Origin of the sequence: Paenibacillus sp. FSL K6-1318, from assembly GCF_037976905.1 — a bacterium.
Taxonomy (GTDB): domain Bacteria; phylum Bacillota; class Bacilli; order Paenibacillales; family Paenibacillaceae; genus Paenibacillus; species Paenibacillus amylolyticus_A.
The window spans coordinates 4,142,865-4,156,514 of the sequence record NZ_CP150270.1 but is presented as its reverse complement, the minus strand read 5'-3'; the positions used below and the strand labels follow the sequence as shown (position 1 = coordinate 4,156,514).

The 13,650-nt window shown below is 44.9% G+C and carries 11 protein-coding genes; 10 read left to right on the top strand and 1 reads right to left on the bottom strand.

Going from position 1 to position 13,650, the window contains the following annotated elements:
• The 4 genes from NYE45_RS18265 to leuD all read left to right on the top strand — a co-directional run bounded on the left by NYE45_RS18265 (window position 1) and on the right by leuD (window position 4,774).
• Window positions 1–840, top strand: a complete 840-nt coding sequence (locus tag NYE45_RS18265) for a PRD domain-containing protein (protein WP_340013540.1) — start codon at window positions 1–3, stop codon at window positions 838–840.
• A gap of 45 nt (window positions 841–885) precedes the next feature.
• Window positions 886–2,343 (top strand): family 1 glycosylhydrolase, encoded by a 1,458-nt coding sequence (locus NYE45_RS18260; RefSeq protein WP_340013539.1) that lies wholly within the window; start codon window positions 886–888, stop codon window positions 2,341–2,343.
• A 375-nt stretch (window positions 2,344–2,718) separates the two neighbouring features.
• A complete protein-coding gene (leuC, locus tag NYE45_RS18255) occupies window positions 2,719–4,140 on the top strand; it encodes a 3-isopropylmalate dehydratase large subunit (RefSeq protein WP_340013538.1) in 1,422 nt (473 codons plus the stop codon).
• Between the two features lie 31 nt (window positions 4,141–4,171).
• Window positions 4,172–4,774 carry a 3-isopropylmalate dehydratase small subunit gene (gene leuD / locus NYE45_RS18250; RefSeq protein ID WP_076331427.1) on the top strand — a complete coding sequence of 201 codons (603 nt, stop codon included), beginning with the start codon at window positions 4,172–4,174 and terminating at the stop codon, window positions 4,772–4,774.
• Window positions 4,775–4,888: 114 nt separating this feature from the next.
• On the opposite strand, the gene NYE45_RS18245 is transcribed toward leuD, so the two are convergent.
• A complete protein-coding gene (locus tag NYE45_RS18245; protein WP_340013537.1) occupies window positions 4,889–5,458 on the bottom strand; it encodes a hypothetical protein in 570 nt (189 codons plus the stop codon).
• Between the two features lie 348 nt (window positions 5,459–5,806).
• Between NYE45_RS18245 and NYE45_RS18240 the strand changes: the two genes are divergently transcribed.
• The 6 genes from NYE45_RS18240 (at window position 5,807) to NYE45_RS18215 (ending at window position 13,560) form a co-directional block, all read left to right on the top strand.
• On the top strand, window positions 5,807–7,213 hold the full coding sequence (locus NYE45_RS18240; protein ID WP_340013536.1) for an N-acetylmuramoyl-L-alanine amidase family protein: 1,407 nt from the start codon (window positions 5,807–5,809) through the stop codon (window positions 7,211–7,213).
• Window positions 7,214–7,471: 258 nt separating this feature from the next.
• Entirely contained in the window at window positions 7,472–8,881 is a 1,410-nt protein-coding gene (locus tag NYE45_RS18235) for an N-acetylmuramoyl-L-alanine amidase family protein (RefSeq protein WP_145148756.1), read from the top strand.
• Window positions 8,882–8,916: 35 nt separating this feature from the next.
• The gene (locus NYE45_RS18230; RefSeq protein ID WP_340013535.1) at window positions 8,917–9,594 is read left to right on the top strand and encodes a GerMN domain-containing protein; all 678 of its coding nucleotides are present in this window, start codon (window positions 8,917–8,919) and stop codon (window positions 9,592–9,594) included.
• Between the two features lie 72 nt (window positions 9,595–9,666).
• Window positions 9,667–12,405 carry an S-layer homology domain-containing protein gene (locus tag NYE45_RS18225; RefSeq protein ID WP_340013534.1) on the top strand — a complete coding sequence of 913 codons (2,739 nt, stop codon included), beginning with the start codon at window positions 9,667–9,669 and terminating at the stop codon, window positions 12,403–12,405.
• A gap of 163 nt (window positions 12,406–12,568) precedes the next feature.
• Window positions 12,569–13,264, top strand: a complete 696-nt coding sequence (nth, locus tag NYE45_RS18220) for an endonuclease III (RefSeq protein WP_036607558.1) — start codon at window positions 12,569–12,571, stop codon at window positions 13,262–13,264.
• Window positions 13,265–13,287: 23 nt separating this feature from the next.
• Window positions 13,288–13,560 (top strand): hypothetical protein, encoded by a 273-nt coding sequence (locus NYE45_RS18215; protein ID WP_017687779.1) that lies wholly within the window; start codon window positions 13,288–13,290, stop codon window positions 13,558–13,560.
• The last annotated feature ends 90 nt before the right edge of the window (window positions 13,561–13,650 follow it).

Genomic DNA, 13,650 nt, shown 5'->3' with positions numbered 1-13,650 from the left:
ATGGAAGTCGTAAAAATACTGAATTCGAGCATTGTTCTCGCCAGACGTGGTGAGGACGACAAGGAAATTATTGTGATGGGAAAGGGCATTGGCTACAGGAGCAAACCGGGAGATGTCGTGAGTGAGGATGAGATCGAGAAGATCTATGTCCTTGAAAATGAAACGATCTCTTCAGATCTCACCGCCCTGATGAAGGAAACGCCAAAAGAATATCTGATTCTGGCTGACGAAATCATCTCCTATGCCAAACATACATTGTCCCGCCATCTGAGTGATCATCTCTATGTCGCATTAACGGATCACTTGTATATGGCTATGAAGCGATTCAAGGACAATATGACGATCCAGAACCGAATGCTGTGGGAAGTGAAAAAGTTCTATCCGCAGGAGTTCAGTATCGGGTTGCATGGCCTGTCTCTCATTCAAAAACAGCTTGGTCTCTCTCTGCCTGAAGAGGAAGCGGCGAATATCGCCTTTCATCTCGTTAATGCCCAGCAGAATGATGACAATATGAATCAGGTCATGATGATGACCAATACAGTCAAGGATGTACTCAATATTATCAAGATTCACTATCAAGTGGAGCTGGATACACACAGCATCAACTATTCACGCTTTTTGACCCATTTGCAGTTCTTCATTCAACGGCTTTTTGAGCATAAAACGTTAAACACGCAGGATCATGAGCTCTTTGAGCAGATTGCGAATAAATACCCGCAGGAAGAAGCCTGCGTACTTCTAATCAAGGAATATATTGAAGCCCGGTTTGAACATACGATTTCCAATGAGGAAATGATGTATCTAATTATTCATATTAATCGAGTCATGAGTCGTAATTAAGCAAGAATGAAAGAGTCAAAGAGATAATCCAAGGAGGAATACACAATGACCAATACAACAAGAACGTTTCCAGAAGATTTTCTATGGGGAGGAGCGATTGCAGCCAATCAGGCAGAAGGAGCGTGGAATCTGGGTGGCAAAGGTCTATCTACAGCCGACATTGCCATCTATCGAAAAGGTGTAGCCAAGAGTGAGTATAAAAAACATAATGCGATCAATGAAGAACAGATCAAGGCTGCGATGGAGTCTACCTCGGACAGAGAATATCCGAAGCGCAGAGGCATTGATTTCTACCACCGCTACGAGGAGGATCTGGCCCTGTTTGGGGAGATGGGTCTCAAAACGTTGCGTCTATCTATTGCGTGGACTCGAATTTTCCCAAATGGCAACGAAACAGAGCCGAATGAAGACGGTTTGCAGTTCTATGACCGCGTTATTGATGGCATGCTGAAACAAGGAATGGAACCTCTGATAACGTTGTCGCATTACGAGATGCCGATGTATCTAGTGAATCACCATGGTGGATGGACGGATCGGAAAGTCGTCGATTATTTTGTTCACTTTTGCAAAACCGTGTTCACTCGGTATAAGGATAAAGTGAAGTATTGGATTACATTTAATGAAATTGACAGCATTGTTCGTCATCCGTTTACCAGTGGCGGCATTGTTCCGGAACGTTTTGAGAATGTGGAGCAGGCCGTATATCAGGGGTTGCACCATCAATTTGTAGCAAGTGCGCTCGCAGTCAAATACTGTCATGAGATCATTCCTGGCTCTCAGATTGGATGTATGCTTACCAAACTGACAACATACGCTCATACATGTAATCCCGAAGACGTACTCGTTGCTTCCCGGGATAATCAATTCAATCTTATGTTTACGGACGTGCAGGTGCGGGGAGCGTATCCATATTTTACGAAGAGATTTTTTGCCGAAAAAGGGATAATCCTGGATATGCTTGAGGGGGATGAAGAGATTCTGAAAGTACACACTGTGGACTTTATCTCATTCAGTTATTATATGTCCCTGGTATCAAGTGTGGATGGCGACCGATTGGAGCAGGTGAGTGGCAATACAACTGGAGGGGTGAAGAACCCGTATCTCCAAACAAATGATTGGGGCTGGCAGATTGACCCGGTAGGTCTGCGCATCTCACTGAATGAACTGTACAGCCGTTACGAGGTGCCTTTGTTTATCGTCGAAAATGGAATTGGAGCGGTAGATACGATCGAAGCTGATGGTAGCATTCAGGATGAGTATCGTATTGATTATTTCCGTTCTCACATTGAACAGATGCATGAAGCGATTCTGGACGGTGTTGAACTGATGGGCTATACCAGTTGGGGAGTGATTGATCTGATTAGTTATTCTTCTTCAGAGATGGAGAAACGATATGGCTTTATTTATGTAGATCAGGATAATGACGGCAATGGAACACTGGAGAGAAAACGCAAGAAGAGTTTCTATTGGTACAAAGATGTGATTGCGAATAACGGTTTGTAATACAGTAGTCGGACAAGTACTCTCTATAGAAGATGTTGATATGATAATTTTCATTTCATAACAGAAACTAGCAAAGCAGCTCTGGATTCAGGGCTGTTTTTTTCTTGTTCTAGATAAAAAGCATTGACAGCGTAGAGACGGGAACGTAGTATAAGACTTATATGATAATGATAATTGTTATCAATTGAAACCTCTGCTATGAGCAGTGGTTTATTTGTCTTTCCCTCATTATAGGTTAAACCTATTACATCTATAGATATTATATCTTGGAACAATGAAGGACAGGGTGATATATTTATGTCATTCAAGAGCTTCACTTTTTAAAGGAAAACACGAGGCTCTTCCAAGGACCGAACTTATGATGAGGTGAAAATGATGAGTAAAAAAACGATGTTTGAGAAAATTTGGGAAAATCACGTAATTCATCAAGAAGAAGGCAAACCAAGCATTCTGTATATCGATCTGCATCTGGTGCATGAAGTAACTTCTCCGCAGGCATTTGAAGGACTTCGTCTGAGTGGACGTAAAGTTCGTCGCCCTGAGCTGACATTTGCAACAATGGATCACAACGTTCCAACGAAAGACCGTTTCAACATTACAGATCCAATCTCCAAACAACAAATTGATACACTTTCACAAAACTGTCGTGATTTCGGCGTGAAATTGTATGATCTGGACACGATTGATCAAGGCGTTGTGCACGTTATGGGACCTGAACTGGGTCTGACTCACCCGGGCAAAACGATTGTATGTGGTGACAGTCATACGTCCACACACGGTGCGTTTGGCGCACTGGCATTCGGAATCGGAACAAGTGAAGTTGAGCACGTTATGGCAACCCAATGTTTGCAACAAGCAAAAGCCAAAACGATGGAAGTTCGTTTCGTCGGCAAACGTAACCCGGGTGTAACCGCGAAGGATATGATCCTCGCAGTCATCGCCAAATACGGTACAGACTTTGCAACAGGTTATGTTATTGAGTACACAGGCGAATCCATCCGTGAGTTGAGCATGGAAGAGCGTATGACGGTCTGCAACATGTCCATCGAAGGTGGAGCAAGAGCAGGATTGATCGCGCCGGATGAAACAACATTCGAATATCTGCGTGGACGTGAATATGTACCAGCGGATGCCAAGTTCGATGAAGCTGTAGCAGGTTGGAAACAGCTTGTAACAGATGAGGGTGCGGAGTTCGACCATGTGGTTGAAATTGATGTGGAAACATTGATTCCGCAAGTAACTTGGGGAACAAGCCCAGGTATGGGAACCGACATTTCTTCGAAAGTTCCTGTTCCGGCTGAACTGCCTACTGAAAACGAACGTAAAGCGGCTGAAAAAGCGCTTGAATATATGGGACTTGAACCGGGAACACCAATCGCCGAGATTCCAATTGATTATGTATTTATCGGTTCTTGCACCAATGGACGGATCGAAGATCTGCGTGCAGCAGCACAAGTGGCTAAAGGCCACACAGTATCCAGTCAGGTTACAGCGATTGTTGTACCAGGCTCAGGACGTGTTAAAATCCAGGCTGAAAAAGAAGGTTTGGATAAAATCTTTACGGAAGCCGGATTTGAATGGCGTGATGCGGGATGCAGCATGTGTCTGGCGATGAACCCGGATGTATTGAAGCCAGGACAACGTTGTGCTTCGACTTCCAACCGTAACTTTGAAGGACGTCAAGGACGCGGAGGACGTACGCATCTGGTATCTCCGGCAATGGCAGCCGCAGCAGCGGTTAAGGGCCACTTTGTGGACGTACGGGACTGGAATTTCAAAACGGAAGCAGCGATCTAATCTATAACAGACAGAAGGGAGAACGTTTAATATGGAAGAATTCAAAACATTACAAGGCATCGTTGCACCGGTAGACCGGGTCAATGTAGATACAGATGCAATCATTCCAAAACAGTTTCTGAAACGGATTGAGCGTACCGGATTTGGACAATTTTTGTTCTATGAATGGCGTTTTGATGAAGAGGGCAACAACAATGCTTCCTTCGAAATGAACAAACCTCGTTATGAAGGGGCATCCATCCTGATCTCTCGTGCCAACTTTGGCTGTGGGTCTTCCCGTGAGCATGCGCCATGGGCGATTATGGACTATGGATTCCGTTGTGTTATCGCTCCGTCTTATGCGGATATCTTCTATAATAACTGCTTTAAGAACGGAATCTTGCCAATCAAGCTGTCAGAAGAGCAAGTTGAAGACTTGTTCCAACGTACAGCTAAACATGAAGGCTATGAGATGAATGTGAATCTGGAAAACAAAACGATTACTGATGCATACGGACTGCATATCGATTTTGATCTGGATGAGCATCGTCGTCAATTCCTGTTGCAAGGACTGGACGATATCGGTCTCACCCTTCAACATGATGATGAGATCGCTGCGTATGAACAGCGCCACGCGGCAAAACTGTTCGGTTAATCGTTAAAGTATCAGACAAGTAAAAAGCTTCTGCCTCCCCAAAGGAACCTTGTTCCTACGGGTGAAGCAGAAGCTTTTTGTGATTTCAGAAGCTAATTTATATTAATGAGTCATCTATACGTAGAACTCCTGATCCTTCTTGGCCGAATACTTCAACAGGTACTCCCCGTCATTCTCCAGTTCTCTGGATGCAATTTTGATCCGTGTGTAGTCCAGTCGCATTTCTTTAAGCACACGCTTAATGGCTTGAATCCCGAGTTTTTCATCCACAACATAGCAGTATATATTCAATGCGAACGCCGTGACTGGATTTGCTGTCTTGCCCATATCGTGCCCATCGACAACGCCCAGCCCTTTCCAGCCCAACTCACTGATCAGTGCCTCACTAGCCTTATCCTTGAGCCACAGATTACGTTTACTTCCTGACATACTCTTCATGGGATATTGGATAAGCAATACGTAACCGTACTGATTGGACGCTTCCTCATAGCCCTGATCTGTGAAGCGCGTTAGAAAATCACTTTTGTATTCAGCCTCATCACGATACGAACCAGGCCAGTCTGTTCTGGTCGTTGTGCCATAAGTTCCAACTGTACCGAGATGTTCCACAACCTGTCCTTCTTCAATCCAGTATTCCGCATAAAGTATCTTGCCATTTGTTTCTTTCTTATATAGGGTGAGCATTCATTTCCCTCCTAGCCGTATTTTTCATCTAATAAATCTCTTTTTTTAGCAGATTCCTGTGCCAATATATGTATACTTTAAAGTTACATTAATAGAGGGAATATCGTCAATATATGACATCCTTGAAACGATATCGATATACATTCATGTGAAAAGTGATCTTTTGCTTGAATGTGATCTTCTTTTTTCATCTTATTTCCGACTGAATATGACAACGTTGTAACCGGATGAAGGGGAAATATCTGATAAACTGATTAGTAGATTATGGAAGGTTACATAGCGTCATTGATGTTACGCTGCAGAGAATCAGGTCGGATGTTAAAAAGACAAAAGAATGGTGGATGAGGTATGAAAAAATGGTCGGCAGCAGTCGTTTTTCTTCTGTTCCTATGTTTATTTCCAGTCATGGCCCATGCAGACACCACGCCCTCGATTGTGCTCGACGGTGTAACCATTAATCAGCAGACGGGAGCACCTGCAGAAAATATCGGAAAGACGGTCATGGTTCCGATTCGAATTGTATCCGAGAACCTGGGTTATGAGGTGAAGTGGGAGAAGGCAACCAAGTCAGTCCAGGTTCAAAAAGGAAACAGCATGATTCGAATGACGGCTGGCAAGGATGCAGCTACAGTGAATGGAACCGTGGTGAACCTGGATTCGCCCCCACTAATCAAACAGGGAACAACACTTGTTCCTTTACGCTTTGTCGGGGAAGGGATGGGGCTGCGTGTGGGCTGGGACAATGGAACCAAGACAGTAAGCCTATTTAGTATTCCTCCCGTCGTTGGAACGGAAGGTGACAGTGACCCCGTCGAGACGCCTGTCCCGGACGGTCTGACAGAACTTCAAGGCATCAGCTTCAGCGGAGATCGCTTGATTGTAGCGACAAACGGCAATATTAGCCCCAAAGTATCCAGTCTTGGTGGGCCAGACCGCATCATTGTTGATCTGCCTGCAGCGACATTTTCTCAGGAATTCATTCAGGGACAAGCCTCTAACGCGGATGGCAGTGGACAAATTCTCGTTACGGACTCACCCCTCGTTTCCAAAGTTCGGTATGCCATGTTCAGCAAGACGCCTTCCACCGTTCGTGTCGTTCTGGATCTAAGTCAGACGGCCACAGCCAAATGGTCTGTTGGAGATAACAATGTCTTGCTCGTTGACCTGACAGCCACGAGTGGAGAACCTAAAAGCCAACCGGCAGTACCTACGAATGATGGCAAAACGATTGTGGTCATTGATCCGGGACATGGTGGTCGCCAATCTGGGGCAGTGAGTTTGTCAGGAGCTTATGAGAAAGATTTCAATCTGGCTGTAGGGCTGAAGGTGCAGGCACTTCTTCAACAATACCAAGATATTCAGACGGTCATTACACGCCAGGATGATACAGAGCTTTCGCTTAAACAGCGCGTAGATATTGCTGAATTGAATAAGGCAGATGTTTTTGTGTCCATTCATGGAAACAAATTCACCACACCCGTACCAAACGGCATTGAAACGCTTTATAGCCGCAAAGAAAGCAAGACTTTGGCTGACACTCTTCACAAATATGTCTTGCCGGTAACAGGACTCAAGGATCGTGGCGTTAAAACGGCGAGTCTGCATGTGACCCGGGAAACAACCATGCCTGCTGTGTTACTTGAACTTGGTTTTTTAAGCAACCCAACGGATGAAGCAGTTATGCTCACCGAAGAATACCAGGACAAATGTGCACAGGCGATTGTAGACGGAATTGTTGAATTTTTGGGACTGTAAAGTAGATTGTGCGCAAATATGAAGGTTAGGGTAGTACGTTGTTTAGAGATGTATATTTGATAAATAAGGAAAAAAACAGACATTAAAATGTAAAAAAAGCTTGATCTGACAACGTTTTTTTTCTGTTATGTTGGAATATATTCGCAACTTTTGAGAGCGAAGGGCGTCTAATAGGTGTCTGGTAATGCCCAAGCGGTCAGTCGGAGTTGGAAAATGACAACATGCGGCAAAAAAATATGAGAATGGTAGGGGTGAAGGATGAAGAAGTTCGGTTTTTTGGTACTGTTATTTGTCTTTGGGCTCGTTTTCCCGGGCTATAGTCATGCAGCAACAGACACGAAAATTATCCTAGACGGAAAAGAAATCGTACAGCCATCGGATACGAAGGCGGAAATTATCAACAGCAAGGTGATGGTTCCGATCCGGGTTGTGTCTGAAAATCTTGGGTATAGCGTGGAGTGGAAGCAACAAACGCAAACGGTGACTATTAGCAAAGACAACACTGCCATGCAGATGATTGTTGGACAGAAGACGGCAACGGTGAACGGCAGTAACGTAAACCTGGATGCCCCGCCACTCGTGAAAAATGGTACTACACTCGTGCCTCTCCGATTTATTGGTGAGGAAATGGGTCTTAAGGTGGGTTGGAACAATACCACGAAGACGGTAACATTAGTTACCCAGAATTCAGGTTCCGGAAACGGGACAACCACACCTCCGAACTCTGGCAATGAAGGCGGAGGATCGGATCAGGAAGGTCTTGTACTGGTGAACGGCATCAGCTTCAGCGACAACCGCTTCATGATTGCAACAAGCGGAAGTACGAAGCCGAACGTCTTCACGATGACAGGACCGGATCGAATCGTAATAGACTTGCCGAATACCGCATTTGCTGATTCATTCAGTGAAGGACAGGCTCTAGACAGCAACCAGAATGGACAACTCGTCGTTAGCGGCTATCCGGATGTGTCTAAGATTCGTTACTCGTTATACAGCAACAGTCCATCTACACTTCGTTTTGTGATCGATCTGTCCAGTTCAAAAGGGTACAGTGTGCAAAATGATTCCGGACTAATCATGGTTGACCTCAATAATCAAAGTGGTACACCTGCTCCTCCAGTTGGTGATAATGGCAAAAAAGTTGTCGTTATTGATGCAGGTCATGGAGATCAGGATCCTGGGGCAATCGGTGTAACAGGCAAACGTGAAAAAGACTTCAATCTGGCAATGGCACTGAAAGTGGAAGCCTTGTTGAAAAAAGAATCCAAAATTGACGTTGTGTTAACGCGCAGCGATGATACATTTTTGGCATTAAAAGAACGTGTGAAGATTGCACAAGACATAAAAGCGGATATCTTCATCTCCATTCATGCTAATAGTGGCCCTGCTGCTGCGAACGGTGTAGAGACATTCTATACACGCTCCAACAGCAAAGCACTTGCTACAGTGATGCACAAGTATCTTTTGCAGTCTTCCGGACTGAAAGATCGTGGAGTGAAAACGGCAAGTCTCCATGTAACCCGTGAAACGACAATGCCAGCAGTTCTGCTGGAAGGTGGATTCCTTAGCAACAAGAGTGATGAAGCAGCCCTGTTCACAGAGAGTTTCCAGAACAGCGTTGCCAAAGGCATTGTTGCAGGAATCAAGGAGTATCTGGGAATTAAATAAGGGACAAGCCCTTATGTTGAGGAGGCGGAGTTAGAATGAACAAGAAAATATGGATTGCAGCCTTGCTGGTAACAGTTATGGCAGTTGCTGCTGGATGTGGAAGCAAGCCAACAGCTGCTCCGAATCAGTCGCAAGGCGCAGGAACCGAGACCAATGTGACCGAGGTTGAAGGCGAAACAATTACCGAACCGGTAACCGCTGAACCTGAAGAGAACACAACACCTACAGAATCGACAGAAGGCAGCTCGGAGGGAACGACTACAACTACTCCGCCAAGCGAAACGTCTACGGAGACGCCAGTAACTTCTGAAAGTAATCAAAAGAAAACAATCACTGTATTCTATACGGATGAAGAAGAACTGGAGTTGCACAAAGCTTCGGCAGAGATTTCATATGCATCGGATGATGCCAAATACAAGGCTGCCTTTGAATCACTGCAACAGAGCAAAGACGCTAAACTTGTTCCACTGTGGGCGAAAGAAATTGAATTGAAATCTGTTCAGTTCAAGGATGGAGCCCTTACGCTGGATATTCATTTGCCGGATACGGCACGTCTTGGTGCAGGTGGAGAATCCTATGCGCTGGATGCTCTAAAACAAACATTCTTCCAGTTTGATGAAGTTAAATCACTTGACTTACTGGTGGACGGTCAGCAGTCCGAGAGTCTGATGGGCCATGTGGATCTTGAACATCCAATGACAAGATCCGAATAGGCTGTACAGCATGCTGTCGTACCGTGAAGCCACGGAATATAGGTCGTTTTACATGAGAGAGGGGAATCATAGGTGACTTTTAAATATAACCATCCATCACACTCTAAAAAAGTAGTATCAGCCGTGCTTGCAGGCATGATGGCCCTTAGCGCCGGCGGAGCTGCCATGGCAGCAGAATCAACAGAAACGGGGCAGGGTCAGACTGCTGCAATAACGAATACGGCTGCACCAACTGGTTTGTTCAGTGACATCAAGGTCGGATACTGGGCTGAGAAACATGTGTACAAACTGGCATATCAAGGTATTCTTCTCGGTAATAACGGCCTGTTCCGTCCAGGAGACGCGGTAACACAGCAAGAAGCTGTAACGATGGCAATCCGTTTTATGAATCAAGAGGGCCAGTTGAATACCGACACGGCTGCGGCATTACCGACAAACATGGAAGTGGGAAATTATTTCAAGCCATATGTCGCGCTGGCGCTTCAACTGGGACTGATTGATAAGACGGAAGAATCAACGGTGGATGTATCCAAGACATCCTGGGGTCAAAAACCGGCTTCACGGGAATGGATTACGAAATTGTTAATCCGTTCATTGGACAAGGATGCTGAAGCCAAGGCTCAAAACAATCAATCTACCGGATTTGCTGATAATGCAGATATCTCCGAAAGTGGTAAAGGTTATGTCAATCTGGCTGTTAGCCTGGATCTGGCCAAAGGTGTAGAAGGCAACAAATTCAATCCAACCGGTTCCGTAACCCGTGCTCAACTCGCTACATTCTTCAGTCGTGGCGAATCGTTGACGGATACAGCGTATCCCAACACATCCACGGGTTATGTGACTGGATTGAAAGATGGGCAGATCACGCTGGTTGTGGACGGCAAAGCCGTTAACTTCGCAGTGAACAGCAGTACGCCTTACTTTACGAAAGACAGTGAAACTCGTGCTTCATCCACCGATGTGAAGCTGTATACAAAAGTTCAGATTGTAGGTTCTACAGGTGTGGCTTCCTATGTGGAAGTCGTTGATGCTACACCGCAGGTGGAAAGCGTTGAGGGGACTTTTGCGCGTTCATTGTCAGGAAATAAAATTGGTATCTTTGTAGGCGAAAATTACGAAACGTACAGTTATGATGAGGCAACTGCATTCATTGATCAGAATGGTAATGCAATCAAACTGTCCGATATTACAGCAGATAGCATCATCGAAGTACAGCGGGAGACGTTCTCGGCTGACAAAAAAACAGTCGTTATTCGTGTGAAATCCGGCATTGTGAACAAGAGTGACAATGGTGTCATTGCTGAAGTGTCTACTTCTGGCAAAACGATCAAGCTTGTTAATGCAGCGGGTGCTACAGAACAGTTTGCATACAATGACAATCTGATTATCACATATCAAAACCGTATTTTGTCAGTGGCTGATCTCAAAGCCGGCAGTGCCGTGAAATACACCGTAAAGGATAGTGTTCTGCAAACCATCGCATTGTCTCAAGGTGTGGAGCAATCTGTACGCGGAACATTGGTTGAGATCGGTGGCAACCAGTCCACGTTAACGTTCAAACGTGAAGGGGGTTCCCTTGAAGCGAAACTGCTGACTGAAAAGCCGGAAGTCATTATCAATGGCATTCAGGATGCAACGTTGAATGATCTGATCACGGATGCAACGAACGGGGATCAGGTGGAGCTGACATTGAACTCTGACGATCAGGTAACGCGTATTCAGGTCATTGGACGTCAAATGGAACCTATGAACGGGGTAACGGTTGTATCTTACAACAGTAAAACAAAGGTACTTACTGTACTGGACAACAACAAGAAGCCGTTTGTATTTACATTGGATGAGAAAACCAAACTGGATTACAATACGACGAAACCTACACTCGCTGGTCTGGAGTCGCTTTTAAATGATGGTCGCAAATTGGATCTGACTTATGTGGGAACACGTGCGTTGTCCGTTAAGGTGATTTACAAGTACGAAGGTACGATCAGCAACATTGATACTTCTGGCAAAAAAATCAGTTTGCTGTCTGGTAATCAGACGATCACAGTACCTTATACTACCGCTCCTACGGTTGAAATCTATAATAAATCGGGCGCAAGTCTGGGAGATTTGAAGATCGGTGACAACGTTACTGTAACACTTGGAGCAAATCAGGATGTGGTGCAGAAGGTTGCGCTGAACACTGTGGCTCAATTTGAAGTGGTTGCCCTGGAAGCGAATGGTCGTATTCGAGTGAAATCGGATCTGTTGACAAGTCAGTTCTACGTGGATCAAGCGGTACTGACTGGAGAGAGTGGTCAGACGATCACGCCTTCACAACTGACAGCAGGCAACCTGATTAATGTAACGTTTGAAGGAGCTACGCCAAAAGCAGTTCAAGTCGTGAAGCGTACGCTGGCTGAAGTTACAGCAGTGGATGCTTCATCCGTAACGCTCAAGCAGTTTAACGGTCAGACTGAAACGGTGCCTGTTAGCGGTTCGGTTAAAGTCGTTAAATCTGGCTCTACATTAACTTCACTGACGAGTCTTACGGTTGGAGATCGTGTCGAAATGACAAAAGATACGGATAATTCCACACGCTTCAGAGTGCTGACTGTCATGAGCAAACAATTCTGGTCTTATGATGGCGTGGGCAACCAGATTCTGGTTAAACGGGAAACGACAGCTGACACAAACTATCGTTTTGCACTCGGATCAAGTGTATTTGTTCACCAGGGTGACAATACTTTAAGCGTGCAATCTCTCAGAGATAATGATAATATTGTATTGTATCTCCTGAACAATGTTATTCTGGAGATTCAAAAACAGTAATCGTTTCTTTTCGAGGATCAAAAGAATGACCGTCTTGATACGGGATCTTTCCCGCATCAAGACGTTTTTTTTGCAAGCTTTTTGAGGTCCCCGCAAAGTACTTGGATGAAGCTTCGAAGTAAGGCTCCTCAGCATGGAGTCATTTTGTGGGAGGTAGCTCTTCATGAATGCAGCGACGGTTAGACATATACTCGAAACTATGGAAGCAATGTTTCCTGATGCACATTGCGAATTAAATCACAGCAATGCATTTGAATTGACGGTAGCTGTCCTTTTGTCTGCCCAGTGCACCGATGAAACGGTGAACAAGGTAACCGCAGATTTGTTTCAGAAATACAGAAGCCCAGCAGATTATCTGGCGGTTCCTCTCGAAGAGTTGGAACAGGATATTCGGCGAATTGGTTTGTATCGGAACAAGGCTAAGCATATTCAGAACATGTGCCGAATTTTAATAGAGCAGTATGGCGGTGATGTACCGCAGGAACATGATCAGCTTGTGACGCTACCAGGTGTTGGTCGGAAAACCGCGAATGTAGTTGTTTCTAATGCGTTTGGAGTACCGGCAATTGCAGTAGATACTCATGTTGAACGAGTATCCAAGCGGCTGGCGCTTGCAGGTTGGGATGACTCCGTACTTGAAGTCGAAAAGAAACTAATGAAGCGCGTACCCCGGGATGAGTGGACTTTAACTCACCACCGGTTTATATTTTTTGGACGCTACCATTGCAAGGCACAGAACCCTGCTTGTCATATATGTCCATTGCTGGATATATGCAGGGAAGGGAAAAAACGTATGAAAACGTCCCAAATCAGGAAAGATAAGGAACGTGTCACCACCCGAAAACGCAAAATAAATTAATGAGCAGAAAAGGATGAATAATCATGAAATGCATTTCCGTGTACACTGACAATTTTGAGGCCTTCTCCGATATTTTTGAACAAATCGTTGAACAGGAAATGGCTGAAAATGAAGAAAAAGAAGTAGAAGGCATCACAGTAAGCCATTCTGGCGACGTGCCTGAACATTATCTGGAGCGTATGTCCGTTAAACCAGAAGTTGTTGTTATGAGAGACAAAGGCAGAGACATCACAATTCTTCAACATGGACAAGTATTTGAAATTCTGCTGCCTTCCATGGAGAATGCAGTTTCTTAAGAAATGATTAAACAATTCGTTCTGTTGCATTAATGTCATGAGAGTCATTGAGCTTAAGGTGATCGCATCGATATTCATGCAACAGACACT

Coding starts and splice junctions, on each gene's coding strand:
- NYE45_RS18265 (WP_340013540.1), top strand. CDS start 1: ATGGAAGTCGTAAAAATACTGAATTCGAGCATTGTTCTCGCCAGACGT.
- NYE45_RS18260 (WP_340013539.1), top strand. CDS start 886: ATGACCAATACAACAAGAACGTTTCCAGAAGATTTTCTATGGGGAGGA.
- leuC (WP_340013538.1), top strand. CDS start 2,719: ATGAGTAAAAAAACGATGTTTGAGAAAATTTGGGAAAATCACGTAATT.
- leuD (WP_076331427.1), top strand. CDS start 4,172: ATGGAAGAATTCAAAACATTACAAGGCATCGTTGCACCGGTAGACCGG.
- NYE45_RS18245 (WP_340013537.1), bottom strand. CDS start 5,458: ATGCTCACCCTATATAAGAAAGAAACAAATGGCAAGATACTTTATGCG.
- NYE45_RS18240 (WP_340013536.1), top strand. CDS start 5,807: ATGAAAAAATGGTCGGCAGCAGTCGTTTTTCTTCTGTTCCTATGTTTA.
- NYE45_RS18235 (WP_145148756.1), top strand. CDS start 7,472: ATGAAGAAGTTCGGTTTTTTGGTACTGTTATTTGTCTTTGGGCTCGTT.
- NYE45_RS18230 (WP_340013535.1), top strand. CDS start 8,917: ATGAACAAGAAAATATGGATTGCAGCCTTGCTGGTAACAGTTATGGCA.
- nth (WP_036607558.1), top strand. CDS start 12,569: ATGAATGCAGCGACGGTTAGACATATACTCGAAACTATGGAAGCAATG.
- NYE45_RS18215 (WP_017687779.1), top strand. CDS start 13,288: ATGAAATGCATTTCCGTGTACACTGACAATTTTGAGGCCTTCTCCGAT.